Origin of the sequence: Saccharothrix saharensis (genome assembly GCF_006716745.1) — a bacterium.
In the GTDB taxonomy this organism is placed as follows: Bacteria; Actinomycetota; Actinomycetes; order Mycobacteriales; family Pseudonocardiaceae; genus Actinosynnema; species Actinosynnema saharense.
Map to the genome: position 1 here is coordinate 4,203,327 of NZ_VFPP01000001.1, position 23,185 is coordinate 4,226,511.

At 73.0% G+C, this 23,185-nt stretch carries 22 protein-coding genes; 7 read left to right on the plus strand and 15 right to left on the minus strand.

Annotated elements, in window-relative coordinates; genetic code table 11:
- Window positions 1-98 precede the first annotated feature (98 nt).
- On the plus strand, window positions 99-1,037 hold the full coding sequence (locus FHX81_RS18165; RefSeq protein WP_141979299.1) for a hypothetical protein: 939 nt from the start codon (window positions 99-101) through the stop codon (window positions 1,035-1,037).
- 120 nt (window positions 1,038-1,157) lie between these two features.
- Here the strand turns inward: FHX81_RS18165 and FHX81_RS18170 are convergent, their stop codons facing one another.
- A complete protein-coding gene (locus FHX81_RS18170) occupies window positions 1,158-1,700 on the minus strand; it encodes a peroxiredoxin-like family protein (RefSeq protein ID WP_141979300.1) in 543 nt (180 codons plus the stop codon).
- A 76-nt stretch (window positions 1,701-1,776) separates the two neighbouring features.
- Between FHX81_RS18170 and FHX81_RS18175 the strand changes: the two genes are divergently transcribed.
- Complete coding sequence (locus FHX81_RS18175) at window positions 1,777-2,385, plus strand: TetR/AcrR family transcriptional regulator C-terminal domain-containing protein (protein WP_141979301.1); 609 nt, start codon at window positions 1,777-1,779, stop codon at window positions 2,383-2,385.
- 215 nt (window positions 2,386-2,600) lie between these two features.
- On the opposite strand, the gene FHX81_RS18180 is transcribed toward FHX81_RS18175, so the two are convergent.
- The 3 genes from FHX81_RS18180 to FHX81_RS18190 form a co-directional block, all read right to left on the minus strand.
- Window positions 2,601-2,912, minus strand: coding sequence for a hypothetical protein (locus FHX81_RS18180; protein WP_141979302.1), 312 nt, complete (start codon window positions 2,910-2,912; stop codon window positions 2,601-2,603).
- On the minus strand, window positions 2,896-3,135 hold the full coding sequence (locus tag FHX81_RS18185) for a DUF397 domain-containing protein (RefSeq protein WP_141979303.1): 240 nt from the start codon (window positions 3,133-3,135) through the stop codon (window positions 2,896-2,898). The genes FHX81_RS18180 and FHX81_RS18185 overlap by 17 nt, the downstream gene beginning before the upstream one ends.
- A 129-nt stretch (window positions 3,136-3,264) precedes the next feature.
- The gene (locus tag FHX81_RS18190) at window positions 3,265-4,140 is read right to left on the minus strand and encodes a helix-turn-helix domain-containing protein (RefSeq protein WP_141979304.1); all 876 of its coding nucleotides are present in this window, start codon (window positions 4,138-4,140) and stop codon (window positions 3,265-3,267) included.
- A gap of 213 nt (window positions 4,141-4,353) precedes the next feature.
- Here FHX81_RS18190 and FHX81_RS18195 point away from each other — a divergent pair, with 213 nt between their 5' ends.
- Complete coding sequence (locus FHX81_RS18195; RefSeq protein WP_141979305.1) at window positions 4,354-5,187, plus strand: SAM-dependent methyltransferase; 834 nt, start codon at window positions 4,354-4,356, stop codon at window positions 5,185-5,187.
- A gap of 74 nt (window positions 5,188-5,261) precedes the next feature.
- On the opposite strand, the gene FHX81_RS18200 is transcribed toward FHX81_RS18195, so the two are convergent.
- The 4 genes from FHX81_RS18200 to FHX81_RS18215 are packed head-to-tail and all read right to left on the minus strand — an operon-like array spanning window position 5,262 to window position 7,993.
- Entirely contained in the window at window positions 5,262-6,059 is a 798-nt protein-coding gene (locus FHX81_RS18200; RefSeq protein WP_141979306.1) for an alpha/beta fold hydrolase, read from the minus strand.
- 10 nt (window positions 6,060-6,069) lie between these two features.
- Complete coding sequence (locus FHX81_RS18205) at window positions 6,070-6,699, minus strand: DUF998 domain-containing protein (RefSeq protein WP_141979307.1); 630 nt, start codon at window positions 6,697-6,699, stop codon at window positions 6,070-6,072.
- Window positions 6,696-7,406 (minus strand): SRPBCC family protein, encoded by a 711-nt coding sequence (locus tag FHX81_RS18210; protein WP_141979308.1) that lies wholly within the window; start codon window positions 7,404-7,406, stop codon window positions 6,696-6,698. The genes FHX81_RS18205 and FHX81_RS18210 overlap by 4 nt, the downstream gene beginning before the upstream one ends.
- A gap of 2 nt (window positions 7,407-7,408) precedes the next feature.
- Entirely contained in the window at window positions 7,409-7,993 is a 585-nt protein-coding gene (locus tag FHX81_RS18215; protein WP_211363505.1) for an ArsR/SmtB family transcription factor, read from the minus strand.
- 347 nt (window positions 7,994-8,340) lie between these two features.
- Here FHX81_RS18215 and FHX81_RS18220 point away from each other — a divergent pair, with 347 nt between their 5' ends.
- Complete coding sequence (locus FHX81_RS18220) at window positions 8,341-9,015, plus strand: DUF2306 domain-containing protein (protein ID WP_342787211.1); 675 nt, start codon at window positions 8,341-8,343, stop codon at window positions 9,013-9,015.
- Here FHX81_RS18220 and FHX81_RS18225 read toward each other — a convergent pair.
- The 3 genes from FHX81_RS18225 to FHX81_RS18235 all read right to left on the minus strand — a co-directional run bounded on the left by FHX81_RS18225 (window position 8,989) and on the right by FHX81_RS18235 (window position 11,276).
- The gene (locus FHX81_RS18225; RefSeq protein WP_141979309.1) at window positions 8,989-9,480 is read right to left on the minus strand and encodes a methylated-DNA--[protein]-cysteine S-methyltransferase; all 492 of its coding nucleotides are present in this window, start codon (window positions 9,478-9,480) and stop codon (window positions 8,989-8,991) included. The genes FHX81_RS18220 and FHX81_RS18225 overlap by 27 nt on opposite strands.
- A 15-nt stretch (window positions 9,481-9,495) precedes the next feature.
- Window positions 9,496-10,953 carry a DNA-3-methyladenine glycosylase 2 family protein gene (locus FHX81_RS18230; RefSeq protein ID WP_141979310.1) on the minus strand — a complete coding sequence of 486 codons (1,458 nt, stop codon included), beginning with the start codon at window positions 10,951-10,953 and terminating at the stop codon, window positions 9,496-9,498.
- A 137-nt stretch (window positions 10,954-11,090) separates the two neighbouring features.
- Window positions 11,091-11,276, minus strand: a complete 186-nt coding sequence (locus FHX81_RS18235) for a hypothetical protein (protein ID WP_141979311.1) — start codon at window positions 11,274-11,276, stop codon at window positions 11,091-11,093.
- Window positions 11,277-11,571: 295 nt separating this feature from the next.
- Here FHX81_RS18235 and FHX81_RS42625 point away from each other — a divergent pair, with 295 nt between their 5' ends.
- Window positions 11,572-15,630 (plus strand): nSTAND1 domain-containing NTPase, encoded by a 4,059-nt coding sequence (locus FHX81_RS42625; RefSeq protein WP_141979312.1) that lies wholly within the window; start codon window positions 11,572-11,574, stop codon window positions 15,628-15,630.
- 86 nt (window positions 15,631-15,716) lie between these two features.
- Entirely contained in the window at window positions 15,717-16,190 is a 474-nt protein-coding gene (locus FHX81_RS18245) for a DUF2165 domain-containing protein (RefSeq protein WP_246107869.1), read from the plus strand.
- A 49-nt stretch (window positions 16,191-16,239) separates the two neighbouring features.
- On the opposite strand, the gene FHX81_RS18250 is transcribed toward FHX81_RS18245, so the two are convergent.
- Both FHX81_RS18250 and FHX81_RS18255 read right to left on the minus strand, forming a co-directional pair.
- Window positions 16,240-17,676: a carboxylesterase/lipase family protein gene (locus FHX81_RS18250; protein ID WP_342787212.1), complete on the minus strand. Its 1,437-nt coding sequence runs from the start codon at window positions 17,674-17,676 to the stop codon at window positions 16,240-16,242.
- Between the two features lie 78 nt (window positions 17,677-17,754).
- Window positions 17,755-18,330 carry a TetR/AcrR family transcriptional regulator gene (locus FHX81_RS18255; protein ID WP_141979315.1) on the minus strand — a complete coding sequence of 192 codons (576 nt, stop codon included), beginning with the start codon at window positions 18,328-18,330 and terminating at the stop codon, window positions 17,755-17,757.
- A 109-nt stretch (window positions 18,331-18,439) separates the two neighbouring features.
- On the opposite strand from FHX81_RS18255, the gene FHX81_RS18260 reads away from it, so the two are divergent.
- Entirely contained in the window at window positions 18,440-19,279 is an 840-nt protein-coding gene (locus FHX81_RS18260; RefSeq protein WP_141979316.1) for a phosphotransferase, read from the plus strand.
- Here FHX81_RS18260 and FHX81_RS18265 read toward each other — a convergent pair.
- Together FHX81_RS18265 and FHX81_RS18270 are read right to left on the minus strand one after the other, a co-directional pair.
- A complete protein-coding gene (locus FHX81_RS18265; protein ID WP_211363507.1) occupies window positions 19,276-21,663 on the minus strand; it encodes a helix-turn-helix transcriptional regulator in 2,388 nt (795 codons plus the stop codon). The two genes, FHX81_RS18260 and FHX81_RS18265, sit on opposite strands and share 4 nt — an antisense overlap.
- The gene (locus tag FHX81_RS18270) at window positions 21,660-22,952 is read right to left on the minus strand and encodes an Hsp70 family protein (protein WP_141979317.1); all 1,293 of its coding nucleotides are present in this window, start codon (window positions 22,950-22,952) and stop codon (window positions 21,660-21,662) included. The genes FHX81_RS18265 and FHX81_RS18270 overlap by 4 nt, the downstream gene beginning before the upstream one ends.
- Between the last annotated feature and the right edge of the window lie 233 nt (window positions 22,953-23,185).

A 23,185-nucleotide genomic window follows, 5' to 3' on the forward strand; every position in this document is an offset into this window, starting at 1 on the left:
GAGGGATCAACCCTCATGCCTTCGCCGTTTGCGCAGGTCAAGCTAGTCCTACCGAAGGGGCCGCGGGAGGCGGTCCCCTCCACAGGAGGTAGGAACCCATGTTGCGCAAGGCTCTGCTCACCGCGCTCGCCACCACCGCCGTCGGCGCCGTCGCCCTGCCCGGTCCCGCCGCGGCCGACCCGGTCCTCGGCACGCCGCCGCCCTGCGTGAAGGTCAGCGACCTCGCCGGCGCCGAGTTCGAGGTCAAGCAGTGCGGGGTCAGCGACGTCGACCAGTTCCGCGCCGGCCTGCAGGGCAACGGCAACGCCCACTGCGGCCCCGCGTCGCTCTACAACGTCCTGCACTTCTGGGGTCACGAGAAGAAGGCGCCGGTCGGCTGGCTCACCACCAAGGTCGGCGCGCTCGACCCGAAGGACCCGGCCGACTACACCGTCGTCGGCAACTCGATCTGGCGGATCGGGGTGGACGCCAAGTACGACGGCGGCACCAACATGACCAACCTGCGGACCGCGTGGAACATCGCCACGCAGCCCGCCCGCAACGCCGGCTGGGCCACCGCCACGGACTGGGCGAGCACCCACACCACCGACGACTGGTCGGGCACGCTGGCCAAGCGGCTCAACCAGGGCCCGGTGCAGCTGGTCTACGGCCGCTACGCCCCCGGCCCGCGTACCGGGAGCCTGGAGCGCACCGGCGGGCACATCGTCACGGTGGTGTCGGCGAAGGGCTCGTTCGACGGGAACACCGTGCAGCTCAAGCTTGCCGACCCGGGCCGCGCCCTGGACCACGGCCAGGACGACTACCTCTACACCCAGTCCGCCTACGAGTCGCTCGACGTGACGCTGGAGCGCAAGACGATCGTGGAGCACATCGCGGCCAAGGACGACGCGAACACCCCGGCCGACGAGAGCCTGCTGCCCGGCACGTACCGCAACGTGGTGCGGTGGGAGCTGACCGGCCCGCGCTACGTCAGCACCAAGACGCGCCAGATGGTCGAGGGCTTCAACTGGTTCGTGATGTCCCCGCCGGTGGGCTGATCGCCGGACCACCGCAAGGCCCCGCCCGCCAGGGCGGGGCCTTGCCGCGCACTGCGTGCACTGCACGTGGTCGAACGCCTGTTCGATCCGTCCACAACTGGGGACAACCCTGTGGACAACTCAGTCGCGCCTGGTCAGGGCCTGTGCATGAGCCAGCAGTTCGTCCACCGACCACTGGTCGTAGGCGTGGCGTCCGCGCTTCTCCGCGACGACCTCGCCGTCCGGCGCGATGAGGAAGTCGGCGGGCAGGCCCAGCCGCCCGCCCTCCGGCTCGGGCAGCGGGCGCCGGCCGCGCAGCACCGGGCCGAGGTCGCGGACCACGCCGCGCACGATCGCGCCCCACGCGCGCGGGTCGAGCACCGAGCGCGCGGCGGACCCCACGCCGAACTCGGCGTAGAGCCGCTTGCGCGGGTCGCCGACCACGGCGAACGGCAGGTCGGCGACGTGCGGGCGCAGTTCCGCGTCCGACGAGTGGAACACGACCGCCTCGGTGATGCCGTGGGCGGTGATCTCGTCGTGCCGCAGCACGATCGACCTCAGGTGCAGGTTGCACACCGGGCAGCCCGCGAAGCGGCGGAACTGCAGGTGGACCAGGTTGTGCGGGTCGGGCACCCGCACCGCGCCCCCGAGCACGGTTCCCCACTCACGTTCGGCGACCTTCACGTCTCCCCCTCGACCCCGTAGGCGTGTGCTGTACGCCTACGGAAGTTATGCGCGTAACTTGTACGCTGTCAAGGTCATGCCCCGCCCCAAGTCGCTCACCCCGGCCGCACTCGCCGCCGCCACGCTCGCCGTCCTGGACCGGGACGGCCTGGCCGCGCTGTCGATGCGCGCCGTCGCCCAGGAGCTGGGCATGGGCACGATGTCGCTGTACCGGTACGTCGCCGACCGGGACGAGCTGGAAGCGCTCGCGGTCGACCACCTGCTGTCCGGGGTCGACTGCACGCCGCCGAAGGCGTTGTGGGACAAGCAGGTCGCGGTGCTGGTCGAACGGGTCCGCGCGGCGGTCGCGGCACACCCGAACGCCGTGCCGCTCACGACGGCGCACCGGCACCGGTGCCCGAGCCTGCTGCGCTGGACGGAGTCCGTGCTGGCGGTGCTCACCCGGGCCGGGTTCACCGGGGAGCAGCGGGTGATCGCGATGCGCGCGCTGGTGAGCTACCTGATCGGCGCGATCGAGCTGGAGCACCGCGGGTCGCTCACGGGGCCGGGCACCGACGCGATGTCGGGGCTGGGCGAGCAGTACCCGCTGCTGGCCGAGACGGCCGCCACCGCCCGCACGATCACGCGGGACCTCGAGTTCCGGCGGGGCCTCGACGTGGTGCTCAGCGGTCTGCGCCGGCCCTGAACGCCGGGACCGCCACGACGGGGTGAGCCGGCGCGGAGGCCGAAGCCGACCTCGGCCTCCGCGTCGAAACGCGACGAACACGGAGTTGCGCTCCGAGCGTGGCGTCGACAGTTCCGGCGCGGAGTCGACGCCCGCTGCGTCTCCAGGTCAGGTTCGCCGATGAGGGGGCTGCGCCCCCTCGTCCCGTCCGCCACCGCGGATCGGACGGGAAGACTTCAGGCCGTCCGCTCGTCGTCGTCCGGCAGGTCGAGCAGCTCTTCGAGCACGTGCGTGGCCGGGCCGCGACGGCGCCACGAGAAACGGCTGGGCGACAGCACGTTCACCTCGTCGGCGGGCATCCGCATCGCCACCGCGTCGTCCTCGTTGTGCAGGCGCACCACGTCGATCACCGCGTCGTGCGCGCGCACCCCCACCACCGCCGCCAGCTCTCCCCTGGCGTCACGCGGGTGCAGGAACTGGAACCCCCGCGCGATCAGCTCGCGGAGCTGGAAGGTGGTCCGGGAGGCGTGGTCAGTCGACGAGGTCATCGAACTCCCCGTCCCTGGCCCCGGCCACGAACGCGGCCATCTCCGCTCGGGTGTAGACGAGCGCGGGGCCGTCGGGGAACCGGGAGTTGCGCATCGCGATCTCACCGCCGCCGAGCACGGCGAACTCGACGCAGTTGCCGATCGCGTCGCTGTACGAGCTCTTCGTCCACGTGACGCCGTTCAGGTCGGCCGCGGACATGCCGTTGTGAACCTTGGTGGCCATCGACTCACCCTCCGAGCCAGAGATGCATCTGCACGTGCATCCGGTTGTGCACGGACCGTAGCACCGAGTGATGCACGGGTAAATGCACGTGCAGATGCGGAGCGTGAATCCCACCCGGTCGGACGACAGCTACAGCTCGGCCCGCCGCTTGGCGAGCAGCTGCCGGCTGCGATCGGGCGTCTCGGCGTCCACCGTGAGGCGGTCGAAGACCCGGCTGTAGATCTCCAGCTCTTCGAGTTTGTCCAGGTAGAGGGCACCGGCGAGGTGTTCGAGGTAGACGATGTCCGGCAGGTCGGGCTCACCGAAGCGCAGCATCGCGAACGGGCCCTTCGCCGCGTACCCGGCCAACGGGAACGGCACGACTTGGAGGGTGACCGGGCCGTCCTTGGTCACGCTGAGCAAGTGTTCGATCTGGTTGACCAGGACCTGGCGGCCGCCGATCGTCCGGTAGAGCACCGACTCGTCGATCACGGCCCACACCCTCGGGGCACCCGGCCGCGCCAGGATCTTCTGCCGCTGCATCCGGAACGCCACCCGCCGCCGCACCTCGGGCGTCACCAACTCCGCCCGGCCGTGGCTCGCGATCGCGGTGGCGTACTCCTCGGTCTGGAGCAGGCCGGGCACGAACTGCGTCTCGTAGATCAGGATCCGCGACGCCGCCTCCTCCAGGCCGACGTAGTCGTGGAACCAGTCGGGCATCAGGTCGGTGTAGCGGTTCCACCAGCCCGGCTCGTTCGACCGGCGGACCATGTCGAGGAACTTCGCCCGCTCGTCCGGGTCGTCGACGCCGTACATGGTGAGCAGGTCGGTCACGTCGCGCGGCTTCAGGCCGACGCGCCCGAGCTCCATCCGGCTGATCTTCGACTCGGAGCCGCGGATCGCGTAGCCCGCGTCCGCCCGGGTGATCTCGGCGGCCTCGCGCAACCTGCGCAACTGGGCGCCGAGCACGATCCGCAGAGCGGTCGGACCGCTGTCCCGCTCCGGCGTGGACTCACCCGTCGCCATCGCCGATCCTCCCGACCGTCGTGCCGTCCCACCCGAACAGCGGTTGTGCCCGGGGAGGGCTGACTCGCATCGTCACTGAACGTACACCCTTGATCTTGCCCGGTCGGATGCACGACGCTCACTCGCGCGTTGAGCCCATACCCTTACGCTGACCGGACTGTGACGCGGTGCACAAACCCACCACTCCCATCCCCGTAATGCGAGGTCAACACAATGCCGGGTACGTCCTCGGACGCCGCCGCCCCCGTCTACATCGACACCACCAAGGCCAGCATCGCCAGGGTCTACGACGCGTTCCTCAACGGCAAGGACAACTACGAGATCGACCGGGAAGTGCTGCGACGCGTGCAGGAGGTCGCGCCGGAGGCGACCACGCTCGCCGTGGACAACCGGGGTTTCCTGATCCGCGCCACCCGGTTCGTCGCGAGCCAAACGGGTATCGACCAGTTCCTCGACTGCGGCTCCGGGTTGCCCACGGCCGAGAACACCCACCAAGTGGCCCAGCGGATCAACCCGGATGCACGAGTCGTGTACGTCGACAACGACCCGGTGGTACTGGCGCACGGCCGCGCGTTGCTGGAGGAGAACGACCGGACGCACTTCTCGGCCGCCGACATCTTCAAGCCGCGGGAGATCCTCAACGACGAGGTCGTGCGCAAGCACATCGACTTCACCCAACCGATCGCGTTCTTCCAGATGGGCACGCTGCACCACTACAACGGCGACTCGCCCACGTCGGCCGAGATCATGGCCGAGTACATCGACGCGCTGCCGTCCGGCTCGTACGTGGCGATCTCGCACTTCCTCGACCCGGAGACCGAGGAGCACTCGGCCATCGCGCGGCGGATGGAGCACACGTTCCTGCACTCGCCGATGGGCAGCGGCAGGTTCATCACCAGGCGGGCGATGCTGGAGCTGTTCCACGGCCTCGAACTGGTCGAGCCGGGTCTGGTGATCTGCGCGGACTGGTGGCCGGACGGGCCGCGGCTCAAGGAGCTCGACGCGGTGAGCTACTGCATCGCGGGCGCGGTGGGCCGCAAGCCCTGAAGCCGTCGCGCACGACGGTGGTGGACGAGGGAGGTCCTCGCCCACCACCAGGTTCCGCGCGCCCGCCCGCCGGCTCAGCGGGTGAAGAAGTCGACGAGCACGGGGACCGTCGCCTTGGGCTTGACCATGTGGGTCTGGCCGGGCAGGACGGTCAGCTCGCCGTGCGGCAGCGCCGACGCCAGGTGCCGCTGCGCGTTGCGCATGTACTCGGGGCTCTTGCCACCGGCGATCACCAGGGCCGGCACGTCCGCGCCCTGCCAGCGGTCGGCGGGCGGCGGCGTGCCCCGCTGGAACTCGCCGGTCAGCGCGAAGTCGTTCGGCAACGTGTGCGCGACGCCCTTCAGCTTCCGCCACGGCGGCATGACCTGGAGCGCCGCGACGAAGATGCCGGGCGTGCCGACGTACCGCATGAACAGCTTGATCGCGTCACCCCGGCGTCCTTCCCCGACCGCGCGCTCCACGCGGGCCGGCAGGTCGGGGTCCATCGGCGGGTGGGTGCCGTCCACGATCATCGGTGACTCGTAGATCGCGATCCGCTCCGCGTCGACGCCCCGGTGCGCCGCCTCGGCGACCAGCGTGCCGCCCGACGACATGCCGAACAGGTGGGCCGAGCCACCCGCCTCCCCGATCAGCGCGGCGATGTCCTCGACCTCGCGCTCCACGTCGTACGGCGTGGTGCCGCCGCCGCTCTCCCCCCGGCCGCGCCGGTCGTAGGTGTAGACGGTGAAGCGGTCCGACAGCGCTTCGGCCAGCGCCGTCGCGGGGCCGAACGCCCGGTAGCACATCGCGCCGTCCACGATGATCAACGCCGGTCCGGACCCGGTGCGCGTGAAGGCGATCGCGGTGCCGTCCTTGGACACGACCTGTCCCATGATGATCCCCTCAGCTCTCGGAGCGCAGCTTCGCCAGGACGGCGGACACCCACAACCACGCCACGGTCGCGGCGCCGTACAACAGGACCGTGCCCACTTCGGTGCCCATGAAGGGCATCGGCGCCAGCGACAGCACGCCGGCGGCCGCGCTCGCCCGCGCCCACGGGCCGGTCAACTTCCGCGCCAGCACGAAGAACGCCGCCACCAGCGCCGGGAACGCGGCGAAGAACGCCACGCCGTGCAGCACGCCGTGCCACGACAGCTCGGCCGGCTGACCCTCCGGCGCGCCGGCCGGGAAGCCGAACGCCGGGTCGGCCACGAACACCCCGCCGCCGATCATGCCGACCGCGAACAGGCCGATCAGGACGGGCACCGCCGAACCGACCCCTCCCGTGCGGCGCAGGCCGATCGCGGCGGCCAGGAACAGCAGTCCGCACAGGACGAAGTTCGCGATCTGGAGCCAACCGCCCTCGCCGAGGGAGAGGAAGCTGAACGGGTGGCGGGTCAGGTCGAAGCCCTCGCGGGTGAACGCCTGGGCGAAGCCGGTGACCAGGTAGAGCGGGCCGGCCAGGACGCCGCAGCCGAGCAGCAGGCCGGTGGTCGTGTCGGCGCGGGCGTCGGTGTGTCGCAGGGTGGTCATGCCAGGTCCTCCATCCAGGTCGACCAGGTCCGCTCGTCGCGGTGGTCGTCGGCGAACACGGTGTGCATGGCGATCAGCACGCCGGGCATGCCCTGGAAGAACCGGTACAGGGCGTGGCCGGTGCGGATGCCGACGGTCTGGGCGTTGGCGAAGTAGACGACGCCGCCGTCCAGGTCGACCCGGTCGCCGGTGCGCGGCGCGTGGTCGAGGCCGAGCTTGCGGCCGAGCCGCTGCCACAGCGCGGGCCAGTCGGTGATCGGCGGGCCGAACGCGGTGAGCGGCCGGGCGGTGCGGCCGGCGAAGTGGCGCAGGTAGGTGACCAGGGTCTGCCAGAACATCTCGCCGCCCGCGGTCATGGCCTCGAACTCGTCCTCCCAGTCGTCACCGGGCAGGAAGCCGCTCGCGACCATGCGCAGGACCGTGCTGCCGCGGTCGCGGCCCTCGACCAGGAACTCGTAGGCGACGAACCGGCCGTCGGGTTCCTTCTCGCCGCCGTAGGCCAGGTGCTTGCCGGGCTCCCAGGCGGTGACCGGGTGCGCCGGCCGGTAGTCGCCGAACGCCTGCCGGACGACCGCGCCCGGCTCGACCTCGTTCGCGCCCATGAACCACGAGTCGATGCCGGGGCCGGTGGCGATGGCCTCCCAGACCTGCTCCGGCGTGACGCCGGGCAGCTCGACTTCGTTGACGCCTTCGAACGCGTGACCCATCGTCACTCCTTCGGGATGCTCGGGTGGACGGCGACGACGACGCGGTGCGCGCGTCCGCCGGTCGCGGTCTCGTCGTGGTACTTCGCGACCAGGGACGTGACGGCGGTGGCCAGTTCCTCGGCGAACGCCGCGCGGTCGGCGGCGGTGGCGAAGCGGACCTCGCCGTCCAGCGCGAAGGTGGCGACCTTCTTGTCCGCCTTGGCCGCACCGGTGACGAGGTTGCCGACGTCGCGGACGAGCCGGGCGGCCAGGGCGAGCAGCCAGCGGGCCGACAGGCGGTCGGGCGCGCGTTCCGGGTCGGGCTGGACGGCGGCCAGCGCCGTGGGCGAGATGACGTAGGACGCGGCGGTGGCGCGCATGACCCGTTCGGTCATGTTGCCCTTGCGGCGTTCCTCGGCCAGCTCGACCAGGCCGTGCTGCTCCAGCGTGCGCAGGTGGTAGTTCACCTTCTGCCGGGGCAGGCCGATCCTGGCCGCCAACATCGTCGCCGAGCTCGGCTGGGCCAGTTCGGCCAACAACCTCGCCCGCACCGGGTCCAACGACACCTCGGCCACCGCCGGGTCCTCGATCACCGCCACGTCCAACATGCCCCAACCCTCCCACCGAAAACTCTCCTCGTCAAGACAAACTTTCTTTTCCGTCCCCGAGTGTCGAACCTCCAGGTCCCGAGTGTCGAACGCTCAGGACCCCTGAGTTCAACGCTCAGGACGGAGGGCCGGGACGCGAGTGTGGAACTCGGGGGTCCTGAAGGTTCGACACTCGGGACGCGAGCGTTCGACACGCGGGACGCGAGGGTTCGACACGCGGGACGCGAGCGTTCGACACGCGGTGGTGCGTGGGTGGTGCGGGGGTTGTCAGTGGGGGTGGGGACGGTGGGGGCATGGGGATGACAGAGCGGACGAACGAGGGCATTCAGTGGTACAGGCGGGTTTGGGTGGGGCCCTTGGGGTTCCTCGTGCTGGTGTTCGTGGCGTTCTCGTTGCCGCCGTACCTCACGTTGGACCCGGCGTTGTCCAGGGTGCCGGAGGCGGAGGGGTACCCGTGGCACTACCCGGTGCTGGTGGCGCACGTCGTGTTCGGGTCGGTGGCGATCCTGACCTGCGTGGCGCAGGTGTGGCCGTGGTTGCGGCGGCGGTACCCGGCGGTGCACCGGGTGGTCGGCCGGGTCTACGTGTTCGGCGGGGTGCTGCCGGCCGGCGTCACGGCGATCGCCATCGGGGCCGTGTCGCCGTTCGGGCCGCTCAACCAGGCGGGCAACGTGCTGATGGGCGCGCTGTGGTTGGCGTTCACCGTCGCCGGGTTCCGGATGGCCCGGCAACGGCGGTTCGTCGACCACCGGCGGTGGATGGTCCGCAGCTTCGCGCTCACCGCCTCGATCATGAGCAACCGGATCTGGGCGGTCGTCGCCGCGCTCGCGCTGTCACCGCGACTCGACACGACGTTCGGCGGCAGCGAGGTCGCCCTGTTGCAGACGATCTCCGGGCTGGCCGCGTGGCTGGGCTGGGTCGTGCCGCTGCTGGTCGCCGAGTGGTGGCTGGAACGCGGTGACGCCCGCAAGCGCCGGCGGCGGACCGCCGCGAGGTCAGAGCGGCAGCCGGTAGGCGTCTGAGCCCTGCTCGAAGTCGAGCAGGTGGCGCTTGCGCGCCAGGCCGCCGCCGTACCCGGTGAGGTCGCCGTTCGCGCCGACCACCCGGTGGCACGGCACGATGATCCCGATCGGGTTGCGGCCGTTGGCCAGCCCGACGGCCCGCGCCGCCGTCGGGCGGCCCAACCGCTGCGCGAGCTCCCCGTACGTCACGGTCCCGCCGTACGGGATCTCGACCAGCGCCCGCCACACGGTCCGCTGGAACGGCGTCCCGATCGGGTCGAGCGGCAGGTCGAACCCGGTCCGCGTGCCGTCGAAGTACTCGGCGAGCTGCGTGATCACGTCCCCGAAGGGCGACGGGTCCTCGGGGCCGAACGCCTCGTCACCCGGCCGGTGCCGCTGCCCGGTCATGTACAGCCCGGACAGCACGCCGTCGTGCGCGACCAGGGTGAGCGGTCCGACGGGGCTGTCGACCGTGGTGTGGCTCATCGGTGGCACGTCCTTTCAGGCGGGCAGCCGGTTGACCGCGTGGTCACCGGTGGCCCAGAGGTACTGGACGGCGTACGCCCGCCACGGGCGCCACGCCTGGGCACGCCGCACCAGGGCGGCGGGTGTGCCGGGCAGGCCGAGGGCCTGCGCGGCGATGCGGATGCCGAGGTCGGTGGGGAGGAACGCGTCGGGGTCGCCCAGCGCCCGCATCGCGATCACCTCCACCGTCCACGGCCCGAACCCGGGCAGGGCCAGCAGGTCGGCCCGCGCCTTGTCCCAGTCCGCGCCGACGCCGAGGTCCAGCGAGCCGTCGGCCAGCGCCTCGACCAGCGCCCGGAACGCCGTCTTGCGCGCCTGCGGCATCGCGAGCGCGGCCGGGTCCACCGAGGCCAGCGCTTCCGGGGTGGGGAACAGGTGGGTCAGCCCGTGGTCGGTGACCGGCTCGCCCACCGCCCGCACCAGCCGGGCGGCGTGGGTGCGGGCGGCGGCCGTGGACACCTGCTGCCCGAGCACCGCGCGCACGGCGAACTCGGCGGCGTCCACGGTGCCGGGCACGCGCCGCCCGGGACCGGCGTCGACCACGGGCGCGAGCAGCGGGTCAGAGCGCAGCTGCTCGTCCACCGCGACCGGGTCGGCGTCGAGGTCGAGCATCCGGCGGCAGCGGGAGATGGCGATCGACAGGTCCCGCAGGTCGCTCAACGCCAGCTTGCACGCCACGTGGTCGTCCTGCGGCGTCAACGACACGACGCCGTGCCCGTGCGGCAGCCGCAACGTCCGCCGGTACGCGCCGTCGCGCCACTCCTCCACCCCCGGCACGCCGGTCGCGGCGAGGTGGCCGAACAGGTTGTCCGGTCGCAGCGGCGCGCGGAACGGCAGGCGCAGCGACAGCACGCCGGGCGTGTCGGGCGCGGGACGCCTGCGGGTGCGCAGGTCGGTCGGCGACAGCGCGAACACCTCGCGCACGGTCTCGTTGAACGCGCGGACGCTGGCGAACCCGGCCGCCGGCGCGACCTCCGCCATGGGCAGCGCGGTCGTCTCGATCAGCAGCCGGGCGGTCTGCGCGCGCTGCGCCCTGGCCAGCGCCAGCGGTCCCGCGCCCAGCTCGGCCAGCAGCAGCCGCTCGACCTGCCGCACGCTGTAGCCGAGGCGCGCGGCGAGGCCGGGCACGCCTTCGCGGTCGACCACGCCGTCGGCGATCAGCCGCATCGCCTTGGCCACCGAGTCGGCGCGGTGGTTCCACAGCGGAGAACCCGGTGACGCGTCGGGCCGGCACCTCTTGCAGGCCCGGAATCCCGCTTGTTGGGCCGCCGCCGCGCTCGGGTAGAAGCGCATGTTCGCGACCTTCGGCGGGACCACCGGACAACTGGGCCGGCAATAGATCCGGGTGGTCAGGACCGCGGTGAAGAACCACCCGTCGAACCGGGCGTCTTTCGACCGCACGGCCCGGACACAACGTTCCACGTCTTCGTGCACCGCACCAGCATCCGGCAAAGTCGGGCGCCGTGGCCGGCGGAAATGCGACATGGCTGGAATCGGGCCGGAACCGGGCCCGCCGCACCTCGGTGTGCGGCGGCCCGGGAGGGCGGCGTCGCCCTTCGTCCGGACATCGGCTAGCCGTGCGCGGAGGCGGCGAGCCGGGCCAGCAGGTCCAGCCTCACCTCGGCCCGGTCGCGGCGGTTCGCGTCCAGCACCGTCCTCAGGATCGGGCAGACCCGTGCTTCACCGGGGACACCCCGGTCCTCACGGGCCGTGACCGGCGGACGGGCCGTCCGCACCGGGTCAACTCCGCTCGGCATGGCAGGTCGCCGCACCGTTCCACCGACCGGGTCGGTTCGGTGCGCACCGCTGAGAAGACCCCCAGGACCCCTCAGCGCGCCACGAGCTGCCATTCGCGGTAGTTGCCTGCGAAACCACTGTGACCGGTCCCTTCGCACAACCTGTCGACGTCACCTGCAACGTCCGGACCAGCTTGTCAGCGCAAGTCGTTAGGGTGGACTGACAAGGGCTCCACGGGTTGGCAAAAGACCTGTTCACGCGCTCACATCCGGTTTTCCGGTCCGGAACACCGGATCTTGAGGAGGCACGCCGCGGATGGCTGGTTCCGGTCAGGGGTCGGGTCCCCGCGCCGTGTTCGCGGAGCGGTTCGCGCTGCTGTACGCCGAAGCGGGTGATCCGCCGCTGAAGAAGGTGACCGAGTCGGTCGGCCGCGCGCGGCGCACCGACGAGCGCGGCAGGCCGGTGCGCGCGACCGCGCAACGGGTCAGCGACTGGCGTCGCGGGCGCAACGTCCCGGCCAGGTTCTCGGCACTCTCGGTAGTACTTGAAATTTTGATCGGTGAGGCGCGGAAGTCCCGCCCGCAGCCACCGGCGGCCGGGTTGTACGACCTGGACGCGTGGCGGGCGCTGTGGGAGGAGGCGCTGGCGAGCCCGGTCTCCTCGCCCGAGGACGAAGATCCGCCCAGCTCCGGCGAAATCGGCGTGTGCCCTTATCGGGGATTGGCCGCTTTCCAACCCGAGGATTCCAGTTGGTTCTTCGGCCGCGAGCGCAGCACGGCCGCGCTGGTGTCCCGGTTGGGCAGTGCCGCGGAAACCGGCGGGATCGTGATGCTGGTCGGCGCGTCCGGTGCCGGTAAATCGTCACTGGTGCGCGCGGGAGTGATCCCGTCCATTCGCGACGGGGCGTTGGCGGTGCCCGGTTCGACGAATTGGCCCGCGGTCGTCATCACGCCCGGCGCGGATCCCGTGAAGGAATTGGTCCGGCAGATCCCGGAATTGGCCGAGGTGCTGGACATGGCGCTCGCCCTGGACGGGATGGACCAGGACCTGGTGGCCTCCGGGCACGGTCCGGACACGTTCCTCGGGCAGACGCTGATGGGCGTGCTGCGGTTCGCCGCGCAGATCCGGGCGGCGTTCGCGGCCCACGCGCGGCGGCACGGCGGCGACCGCGTGGTGGTCGTGGTGGACCAGTTCGAGGAGGCGTTCACGCTGTCCTCGGACGAGAACCGGTTGCAGGTGTTCGTGCAGGCGTTGCACGTGGCCTGCACGCCCGCGGTGCCCGGCGGCACGGCCCCGGCGCTGGTGCTGGTGGGCGTGCGGGCCGACTTCTACGGCCGCTGCCTGTCGTTCCCGGAGCTGGCCGACGCGTTGCAGGACCGGCAGATGGTGCTGGGCCCGATGACGTCGGCGGAGCTGCGGGAGGCCGTGTCGCGGCCCGCGAAGGCCGCAGGGCTGCAACTGGAGCCGGGGCTGATCGAGTTGATGCTGCGCGACCTGGGCGTGCGCAGCGGGCGGACGCAGGCGCGGACGGGCCAGGGCGCGTACGACGCGGGCGCGTTGCCGCTGCTGTCGCACGCCCTGCTGGCCACCTGGCAGCGCCGGCAGGCGGGCAAGTTGACCATCGCGGGCTACCGCTCGGCGGGCGGCATCCAGGGCGCGGTCGCGGCCACCGCGGAACGGGCGTGGGCCGACCTCGCGCCCGAGGCGCAGCACGCCGCGCGGCCGTTGCTGCTGCGGCTGGTGCGCGTCGGCGAGGACACCCAGGACACGCGCCGCCGGTCCACCCGGCACGAGCTGGTCGAGCAGGCCGCGAACCGGGACGCGGGCGAGGAGGCGCTGGAGGTGCTCGCGCGGGCCCGGCTGGTGACGCTCGACGCGGGCTCGGTCGAGATCACGCACGAGGCGCTGCTGCAGGCGTGGCCGCGGCTGCGGAGCTGGATCGACCAGGACCGCGAGGGCCAGCTCCTGCGGCAGCGGCTGGAGGAGGACGCGGCGTCGTGGGCCGCGCAGGACCGCGACTCGTCGCTGCTCTACCGGGGTGCGCGGCTGGAGACCGCGCGGCACTGGGCGAACGCGGCCGGCCCGCAGGGGCTGACCGGCACCGCCCAGGACTTCCTCGCCGTGTCGATGCAGCACCGCAGACGTGCCGCGTGGGGCAGACGCGCGGCGGTGGCGTGCGTGGTGGTGCTCGCGCTCATCGCCGCCACCGCCGCCGTGCTGGCCGTGCGGCAGCGGGACGACGCGGTGTTCCGGCAGGTGGTGGCCGAGGCGGACCGGTTGCAGCAGTCCGACCCGTCGCTGTCGGCGCAACTGGCCCTGGTCGCGCACCGGATGCGGCCGGACGACCGGGACGTGCAGACGCGGGTGCTGTCCAGCCAGTCCTCGCCGCTGGCGACGCCGCTGGCCGGCCACACCGGCCCGGTGTACCTCACGTCCTTCTCCCCCGACGGCAGGTTCCTGGCCACCGCGAGCTTCGACCAGACCGTGCGGCTGTGGGACCTGCGCGACCGGGACGACCCCGAGCCGCTCGGCTCGCCGCTGCCCGGCCACCGGAGCTGGGTCACGTCGGCGGTGTTCAGCCCGGACGGCAGGACCCTGGCCACGGCGGGCAACGACGCCACCGTGCGGCTGTGGGACGTCAGCGACCCGGAACGCCCGCGCTCCCTCGGCGAGCCGTTGAACGGCGGCAACGGCACCGTGTACCTGCTGGCGTTCACCCCGGACTCGCGGACGCTGGCCACCGCGAACGAGGACATGACCGCACGGCTGTGGGACGTGACCGACCCGGCCGCCCCGCAGCGGCTGGGCGAACCGCTCGGCCGGCACACCGGGCAGGTCCGCGCGGTGGCGTTCAACCGGGACGGCACGCTGCTGGCCACGGCCGGTGACGACGGGACCGCGGTGCTGTTCGACGTGCGCGACCCGCAGCGGCCCGTCCCCGTCGGCGAGCCGATCACCGGGTTCGACAACACCGTGCACTCGGTGGCGTTCAGCCCGGACAACCGGCTGCTGGCCGCCGGCAGCGAGGACCACACCGTGCAACTGTTCGACGTGACGGACCCGGCCGCGCCGCGCCTGGTCGGCCGCCCGCTGACCGACCACACCGAGGGCGTGTGGTCGGTGGCGTTCAGCCCGGACGGCCGGGTGCTCGCGTCCGCGGGCGGCGACGGCACCACGCGGCTGTGGAACGTCACCGACCCGGCGCACCCGATCGCGCTCGGCCGGCCGCTGACCGGGCGCAACGGCATCGTGTACGCGGTGGCGTTCAGCCCGGACGGCCGCACCCTGGCCACCGGCAGCCTCGACTCGGTGGTGCGGCTGTGGTCGCTGCCGCACGGCGTGCTCGTCGGGCACTCCGCGCGCACCACCGGACCCCGCTTCACCCCCGACGACCACCACCTGGTGTCGGGCAGCGACGACTCGTCGATCCGGGTGTGGGACACCGGCGACCCGACCGCCCCGGTGTCGACCACCACGCTGTCGCACGGCGCGGGCGTGTGGTCGGTGGCGTTGAGCGAGGACGGGCTCACCCTGGCCAGCGTGAGCGACGACATGGTCCGGCTGTGGGACTTCGCCGACCCGCACCGGCCCGAACCGCTGGGCGAGCCGATCGCGGTGGGCACGCGGTACAGCTCGCCGGTGGCGTTCCGGCCCGACGGCAAGGTCCTGGCGACCGGCGCGGACGACCACTCGGTGCAGCTGTGGGACCTCGACGACCGCGCGCACCCCGAGCCGCTGGGTCGCGCGCTCGTCGGCCACACCGAGTACGTGCACTACGTCGGGTTCACCCCGGACGGGAAGACGATGGTCACGGCGAGCGCGGACAAGACCGTGCGGCTGTGGGACGTCACGGACCCGGCGGCCGCCCAACCGATCGGCCACCCGCTGACCGGCCACAGCCGCGTGGTGCGCGCGGGCGACATCAGCCCGGACGGGCGCACCCTGGCCACCGCGAGCGACGACGGCACGATCCGGCTGTGGGACCTGACCGTGCCGAACCGGGTCCAGCCGATCGGCTTGCCGTTGACCGGGCACGTGGAGGCGGCGGTGACGGTGGCGTTCAGCCCGGACGGCCGCACGCTGGCCAGCGGCGGCGACGACCGCACCATCCGGCTGTGGGACGTGCGCGACGCTTACCGGCCGGCCGCCATCGGCCAGGTGCTGACCGGGCACGACGGCGGGGTGCGGGACATCGCGTTCAGCCCGGACGGCCGAAGGCTCGCGTCGACCAGCTCCGACAGCACGGTCCGGGTGTGGGACCTGGACCTGGAGCACGTGATCGACCGCGTCTGCGTCAAGACCAAGGGCGTGCTGCCGGAGGAGCGGTGGCGCGAGCACCTGCCGCAGCTCGACTACGAGCCGCCCTGCCCCTGACGCCGCGGTGCGGGCGGGGGGAAACCGCTCGTGGACTTCCGGTGGATCGTGACTAGGTTCTACAGATCATGCGTTTACTTGCCAGGGTGGGGAGCCCGCAGGCGGCGATCACGGCGCTGACCGGGATCACCGCGCTCTACATGGGTCTCGTGGTGTTCGGCAACGTGACCGACTACGGGACCAACCACGCGTTCGTCCAGCACGTGCTGGCGATGGACACCACGTTCGGCTCGCCGAACACGTCGTGGCGCGCGATCACCAGCCCGGCCGTGGTGACCGCGGTCTACGTGCTGATCATCCTGTGGGAGGCGGTCACCGCGCTGGTGCTGCTGGCCGGGCTGGTGGCCTGGCTGCGGCGCCGCGAGGAGGTCGCGCGGCGGCTGTCGTCCGCGGGTTGGGTGATGCAGGTGCTGCTGTTCGGCGGCGGGTTCATCGCGATCGGCGGCGAGTGGTTCGTCATGTGGCAGTCGAAGGACTGGAACGGGTTGTCGGCCGCGTTCCAGAACTTCGTGGTCGCCGCGCTCGGGCTGGTGCTGCTGCACGCGAGCAAGAGGGACTGAACCGCGCCACCGGAGGCCGCCCCCTCTCGGGACGGCCTCCGGTCCGGCGTCACCCCTGCCAGAAGTCGAGCCGGTGCTCGGCCCGGTAGTCCACGCCGGTGATCGCGCCCGACGCGAGCGACTGCACGTGCCGCCCCTCGCCGAACGCGGGCCAGTGCGGCAGGCCGCCGGTGTTCGGGTCGCCGGTGCGGGCGAACGCGGTCCAGTACCGGATCATCGCGTCCGACAGGTCCCGCTGCCGGTCGGTGAGCTCCCGGTCCGGGAACAGGTAGCCGATGTCCGTGCTGTGGCTCGCGCCGTGCTCGGAGGCCTCCTCGTCGGCGAACTCGAACGCGTACGTCGGCGTGTGCGCGGACAGCAGTTCGTGCTGCCGGAACGTCGCCCGCGCCCACACCCGGTCCGTGAGCACGGCCGCCCACGCCCGGCCCGGGCTCTCGAACGCGCCCTGCGGGTACTCCCGCTCCACCTCGGCCGCCCGGTCCCCGAACGCCGCCGCGAGCAGCCGCGGGTAGTCCTCGGCGGCGACGGGCCCGCGGAAGACCTCCACGAGGTTGCGGTGCTCGTGCCGCGTGTTGCCGGCCAGCACGGGCACCCGCGCGACCTCACCGGCCGGGAACGCCTCGGCGGGCACCTTCGGCAGGTCCGGGTTGCCGTACCCGAAGGGCTGGAAGATGTTCATCACCTGCGGGTACTCCAACAGCTTCCCGACCGGCAGCGCGCGCAGGCAGTCGATGTCCGCGCAGCCCAGCTCGACGGTGACCATCCGCCCGAGCTGCTCGATCTCGGCCGTGTCCCGCCAGGCGAGCCACGGCAGCGCGCCGAGCCCCGGGTACCACGCCTCGGCGGGCAGGTCCACCAGCGCGAACCCGCTGTGCATGATCGCCTTGTGGAACAGGCCGCGGGACGCGGGCGAGATCAGGTGCGCCGCGGTGGCCGACGCGCCGTAGGAGACGCCGAACAACGTGACGTTGCCGGGATCGCCGCCGAAGGCCGCGATGTTGCGCCGCACCCAGTCCAGCGCCTCGCGCTGGTCCTGCAACGCGAACGTGCCGGACCCCGCCAGACCGGCCAGGCCGAAGCCGCCGAACACGCCCAGCCGGTAGTTCGGCGTCACGACCACCACGTCCCCCTTGGTGGCCAACGCCGTGGCGTCGAAGTGGTGGCCCGCGCCGATCGCGCCGTCACCGTGCAGCCAGACCATGACCGGCCGGCGGCCTTCGGTGGACGGCGTGGTGACGTTGAGGAACAGGCAGTCCTCGTCCGTCGACCGGGTGTCCGAGTAGGACGACCCGACCTGCGGGCACGGGCTGCCCGGCTTCGTCGCGTCCCGGACGCCCGCCCAGTCCGCCGGGCGGTGCGGTGACCGCCAGCGCAGCTCGCCCTTCGGCGGCATGGCGTACGGGATGCCTTGGAATACGGCGTGGTCGGCGCGGACGACGCCGCGCACCTCTCCGTTCTCCACCCGCACGACGTCCGCTCGCTCCACGTCCCCACCCCCGCATGCCGTCACGACCAGGGCGGCGGCTGCCGCCGTGATCAGTGCCCGCGTCCCCCGACGCATGTGCTACCCCCTTGTGGTGGCGAGCTCCACCGTGGTGAGGAGCTCGCGTTCGCAGAGGTCGAGGTCGACCTCCGCGTGATCGGCCGCCCTGGCGAGCACACCGTTGCGCAGCGCCAGCACGAAGATCGCCATGGTGTCCGCGTCGAACCCGCGGAACTCGCCCCGCCGCTGCCCCTCCCGGAGCAGGTCGGCCATCTTGCGGTGGTCGTCGTCCGCGCTGTCGGCGGCCGAGACGTGCGGCCGCACCTGCGCCAGCGCCACCATGTGCGCCCGGTGGGCGGCCAGGAACCGCAGGTTGGCGCTCAGGAACGCGCGCAGCTCGCCCGCCGCGGTGTCGGCGCGGTCCATCCGCTCCAGCACGAACTCGGCGAACGTCCGCCGGACCTCGGCGTAGACGCTGTCCACCAGCTCCTGCTTGCCCTTGAAGTGGTACGAGATCAGCCCCGTGCTGCTCAGGCCGGCGCGGGCGGCGATCCGCCGGAACGAGGTCGCGCCGTAGCCGAGCTCGGCGAGCACCTCGATCGCCGCGGCGATGACCTGCGCTCGCCTGGCCTGCTCGGTCACGGACTTTGCTCGCATGAGCAAAATCTAGCACGACTGAGCAAACTGCCGGTTGAATGAGGCGTGACCAGCACGAACGTCTTGATAAGGTCGCTGCCGGGCGACGTGTGAAGGAGGACCCGCGACGATGCAGGCGTCGGAGTTCCGCCGCGCGGTGGCCGCGGCCACGTCGATCGCGGCCTCGGTCGGCCTGGTGGTGCGCGTCACCGTCGTCCTCCAGGACTCGAACAAGCTCACCCTGCGCCTGCTGCCGTGCGACGTCCTGGCGCGGGTGGCGCCGGAGGCGGACCAGGTCGCGGGGGCCGAGATCGCGCTCGCGCGGCGGCTCGCCGAATCCGGCGGCCCGGTCGCCGCGCCGGCGCCCGGCGTGGAGCCGCGCGCCCACGAACGTGACGGGTTCGTGGTCACGCTGTGGACCTACTACGAGTCCGTGACCCCTGAGGTCCCACCGGCCGACTACGCCGACGCGCTCGTGCGGCTGCACGCCGGCCTGCGCCGGGTCGACGTGCCCGCGCCGCACTTCACGGACCGGGTCGAGCAGGCGCGGCGGGTCGTGGCGAGCCGCGAGCTCTCACCGGACCTCGCCGACGCGGACCGGGACCTGCTCGGCGGCGCGTTGCGCGACCTGCGGCGGGCGGTCGTCCGGCGGGCCGGGACCGAGCAGCTGCTGCACGGCGAACCGCACCCCGGCAACCTGCTCGGCACGGCGGGCGGGCCGCTGTTCGTCGACTGGGAGACGCACTGCCGGGGGCCGGTCGAGTTCGACCTGGCGCACGCGCCGGAGGACGTCGCCGACCACTACCCGGGCGTCGACCGGGCGTTGGTGGACGACTGCCGGGTCCTCGTGCCGGCGATGGTCACCGCGTGGCGCTGGGACCGGGACGACCGGTTCCCCGACGGCCGCCGGCTGGGCGTCGAGGGGCTGGGTCGGCTCCGTGAGGCGCTGCGGTCCCGCGCGACGCCCTAGCCGACGATCTGGCGGAGCTGGTCCAGCAGTTCCGCCCGGCTGGTGCAGCCCAGCCGCTGCCGGATGCGGGCCATGTGGTGCTCGACCGTCTTCGCCGAGATGAACAGGCGGTCGCCCACCTGCTTGTAGGTCAGCCCGCCGACGACCAGTTCGGCGACCTCGCGCTCGCGGTCGCTGAGCTTGCCCGCGTCGGCCTCCGCGACCGGCTCGGGCTGCTTGCGGGCGGTCGTCGCGGACCGGCCTTGGAGGAGGCGCGCGCAGTCCAGCAGCCGCACCATCGCCTGCCGGTCCGACGTCCGTATCGCGGCCTGCCCCGCGAGCCGGGCCGCGTCCCACCACTGGCCGACGGCCTGCAGGCCGCGTGCCGACTCCTCGACCTGGTCGGCGTCGACCTTGCCCGCCACCACGTCGAGCCAGCTCTCCGCGGCCGCCGACACGACCGCCGCGTACCGGCTCCGGTCCCGGCACGCGGCCAGCGACGCGGCGTGCTCCTCGGCGACGGACGTCTCCTCGGCGATGATCGCCGCGTGCAGCGCGCTCCAGTGCAGCGGCACGGCCCACAGGCACGGATCACCCAGGTCACGCAACAGGGTCCGCGCGGCCGTGAGGTGCGGCGCGAGCCGGTGCTGGTCGCGCAACCGCGCCGCGGCGGTGGCGAACTCGCCCAGCGGCAGGAACGTGAACAGGTCGACGGGGTGCCGCAGCACCGCCTCGCACGCCTGCTCCCACGTCCGCTTCAACGTGGCCAGGTCGCTGTTGCGCCGCGCCACGCCGATCTCCAGCGCCACCGCGAACAGCCAGTCCCGCGGCTCCAGCGGGCGGCCCGCCTTCCGCAGCGCCACCAGCGTCTCCCGGGCCTGCGCGAGGTTGCCGCGCTGCATCGCGATCCACGCCCGCAGCAACCGGTGCCGCACCACCATCAGCGCGCCGCCGGACGACGTCGCCATCGCCCGGTCCAGCACCGACTCGGCCACACCCGGCTCACCGCTGTGCAGCGCCACCAACGCGGCCAGGGCGGCGGGCGTGTCCGGCAACAGCACGGCCCGCCCGGCCGGTTCCAGCAACCCCGCCGCACGGACCAAAGTGGACAGTGCGGTGGTCGCGGACGACGTCACCGACTCCACCACTCCCTGCGCCATCAGCGAAGCGCTGCCGTCCAACATGGTCGGTGGCGCCACCGGCAGCGGCGCGGTCGGCAACCGGCCCGTGCCGACCTGCCCGATCACCGCGAACGCCGACGACGTCGAACTGGGCGACCACCGGTGCAGCTCGGTGCCGCGGGCGAGTTGCCCCCGGTGCGCCAACGCGATGGCGGCGACTTCGGCCGCCGCACCCCGGTGCCCGGTGTCACCGCTGGAGATCACCTGGTCCGCGAGGCGCATCGCGGCGTCGAGGTCACCCGCCATCGCCGACGCCACCGCCCGCCGCACGGCCACCTCGGGCCCGGCGGTGCCGATGGCGGCCAGCAGCCGCGCGGCCAGCGCCGGGTCGGTGGCCAGCGCCTCGTCGGCCGCCGCGCGGAACGCCTGCGCCAGCCCCGGACCGGCCACGCCCGGCTGGTCGCCGCCGACGCCGACCAGCGGCCGGACCAGGTCGAGCACCGGCCCGCCGGACCGGAGCTGGAGTTCGGCCAACCGCTGCCGCACCGCGATCCGCCGGTCGGTCCGGCTCAGCGCCGCCACCGCCAGCCGCGCCACCGGCAGCAGCGTGCCGTCGGCCGCGACCAGGCCGGTGGCCCGGCCCGCCTCGATCACGTCGCCGACGCCGTCCGCGTCGACCCCGAGCAGCCCGCCGAGCAGGTCGAGCCGCAGCGCCGCGCCCGCCTCGGCGGCCAGCAGGTACTTCTGCACGTCGGCGTCCAGCCAGTCCAGGTCCGCCCGGAACGACGCCACCACCTCGGGCGGCACCTCCGCCGCGGTCAGCCCGGCCAGCCGCCGCACGAACCGCGGCACGCCACCGGTCAGCTCGTGGACGAAGTCGACCAGCCCCCGCGCGGACGCGGGCAGCACGGCCCGCACCTGCTCCCGGGTGAACGGCTCCAGCATCAGCGCGGGACGCGCCCGGCCCAGCGACTCGGCCAGCGCCGCCAGCGCCCGCGTGCGCGGCCACGGGCGGTAGGCCACCACGACGTTCCCGGTGCCGCGCTCGACGAGGGAACGCAGCGCCAGCAGCTCGGCGTCCGGCAGCAGGTGCGCGTCGTCCACGACCGAGGCCGACGCGCCGGCGTCCTCGAACGCGCGCGCGATCTCCCGCAGCACGGTGCTCTTGCCGTACCCGCCGGGCGCGACGACGCCGAGCCGCAGCACCGTCCCGGCCTCGATGGCGTCGAGGACCTGCGTGACCTGCTCCGACAACACCGGGCGCGCGGTAGTGCTCGGGCTCAACGGCCTTCCTCGCTGTCACGGGCGCGTCGCCCACCGGTCGGCACGAGCCCGCGCACGACGCGCTTCACCGTGCGCCGTTCCGGCAGGTCGAGCGGGGTGATGTCGACGGGCGGCCGGGGCGGCGGCGCGGTGAACTCCGCCTCCGGCGCGTCCTGGCCGCCCACGGGGAACCTCAGCAGCGGGTCGTCGTCGCGGACCATGACCGACGTCTCGATCGGCTCGGGCTCGGCGTCCGGCCCGACCACGAGCCTGCGGGCGGCCAGCGCGGCGCCCTTCACCACCGAGGTCTCGGGCGCGGCCTCCAGCACCACCCGGCCGGGTACGGACGCGGCGACCAGCGGGATGCGGGCGCTGCCCCCGACCAGCACGGTCATCTCCACGCCCGCGGCCGCCACGCGCTCGAACACCGACACGGCCTGCTCCACGTGCGGCCGGATCAGCTCCTCGAACCGCGCGCGGGTGATCGGCACCTCCACCGGCCCCGACGGCAGGTGCACCGGGATCGAGGTCTCCAGCGTGCCGGACAGCACCCGCTTGGCCGCCTCGCAGTCGCGGCGCAGCCGCGCGAACAGGCCGCGGGTGCGCGGGTCGTCGGCGTCGAGCTCGGCCAGCGCCCGCCCGAGCGTGGCGCGCACGTGCGCGAACACCGCGTCGTCGAAGTCGACGCCGGCGGCCTGGTCGACCCCTTCGACGGCGTGGACGAGCTCGAAGCCCCGGCCCACGACGGACGCGCCGAACGCGTGGCTGCCGAGGCTGAACACGCCGAGCGACCCGGCGAAGGACCGGGTGAACGCGTGGTTCTCCGCCGCCGCGACCGGCTCGGGCACCAGCGACACCTCCAGGCCGACGGACCGCAGCGCCCGGTGCGCCAAGCCCTTCGCGTGGGGCCCCCAACCAGGGGGGTGGGCGAGCACGATGTGCGCGGGCCGTTCGCCCTCGCGGGCCGCGACCTGGTCGGCGACCCACATGACCAGCAGCGCGGTCAGCTCCTCCGCCGTGAACAGCTCGCCGCCGGCGCCCGGGCCGCCGGTCCCCCCGGGATCGACGCCCAGCACGATCGGCACGGTGTCACCGACCCGGCGGCCGAAGCCGGTGGCCGTCCACCGCGGGTCGCCCGGCTCCCCGACCGCGAACGCGCCGTCCGGGGTGAGCTGCAACGTCGACGCGACGCCGCCGCCGGGCCCGCCGAGGCCGACCACCTCGGGTTCGCCGCGCCCCGCGCCGCCCAGCCGGCACACGGCCGCGGCGGTGCGCGTGGTGCCCACGTCGACCCCGAGGACGTATGGCAACTCGGAGCCTCCTCAACTCACCTGAACGAAGTACCCGGCAGTACCTACACGGGTTACGAGAAGGTCACAAGGCCATCCCCTAATCCCCTAGGGAGTGAACGAATACCACCCCATAGTGGTTGCGGCATCTACTGGGAGTAATCCCCGATGGCCGGTGCTCCCCCCGGCCCTACCTTGATCACCAGCCGGACCCCACCCCTGCCGGGCCGGCTCCCCGCGTCCCACTCACCAGG

Bases quoted from the DNA above. Each gene is read 5' to 3' on its own strand.
- FHX81_RS18165 (WP_141979299.1), top strand. From the start codon at position 99: ATGTTGCGCAAGGCTCTGCTCACCGCGCTCGCCACCACCGCCGTCGGC.
- FHX81_RS18175 (WP_141979301.1), top strand. From the start codon at position 1,777: ATGCCCCGCCCCAAGTCGCTCACCCCGGCCGCACTCGCCGCCGCCACG.
- FHX81_RS18180 (WP_141979302.1), bottom strand. From the start codon at position 2,912: ATGACCTCGTCGACTGACCACGCCTCCCGGACCACCTTCCAGCTCCGC.
- FHX81_RS18185 (WP_141979303.1), bottom strand. From the start codon at position 3,135: ATGGCCACCAAGGTTCACAACGGCATGTCCGCGGCCGACCTGAACGGC.
- FHX81_RS18190 (WP_141979304.1), bottom strand. From the start codon at position 4,140: ATGGCGACGGGTGAGTCCACGCCGGAGCGGGACAGCGGTCCGACCGCT.
- FHX81_RS18195 (WP_141979305.1), top strand. From the start codon at position 4,354: ATGCCGGGTACGTCCTCGGACGCCGCCGCCCCCGTCTACATCGACACC.
- FHX81_RS18200 (WP_141979306.1), bottom strand. From the start codon at position 6,059: ATGGGACAGGTCGTGTCCAAGGACGGCACCGCGATCGCCTTCACGCGC.
- FHX81_RS18205 (WP_141979307.1), bottom strand. From the start codon at position 6,699: ATGACCACCCTGCGACACACCGACGCCCGCGCCGACACGACCACCGGC.
- FHX81_RS18210 (WP_141979308.1), bottom strand. From the start codon at position 7,406: ATGGGTCACGCGTTCGAAGGCGTCAACGAAGTCGAGCTGCCCGGCGTC.
- FHX81_RS18215 (WP_211363505.1), bottom strand. From the start codon at position 7,993: ATGTTGGACGTGGCGGTGATCGAGGACCCGGCGGTGGCCGAGGTGTCG.
- FHX81_RS18225 (WP_141979309.1), bottom strand. From the start codon at position 9,480: ATGAGCCACACCACGGTCGACAGCCCCGTCGGACCGCTCACCCTGGTC.
- FHX81_RS18235 (WP_141979311.1), bottom strand. From the start codon at position 11,276: ATGCCGAGCGGAGTTGACCCGGTGCGGACGGCCCGTCCGCCGGTCACG.
- FHX81_RS42625 (WP_141979312.1), top strand. From the start codon at position 11,572: ATGGCTGGTTCCGGTCAGGGGTCGGGTCCCCGCGCCGTGTTCGCGGAG.
- FHX81_RS18255 (WP_141979315.1), bottom strand. From the start codon at position 18,330: ATGCGAGCAAAGTCCGTGACCGAGCAGGCCAGGCGAGCGCAGGTCATC.
- FHX81_RS18260 (WP_141979316.1), top strand. From the start codon at position 18,440: ATGCAGGCGTCGGAGTTCCGCCGCGCGGTGGCCGCGGCCACGTCGATC.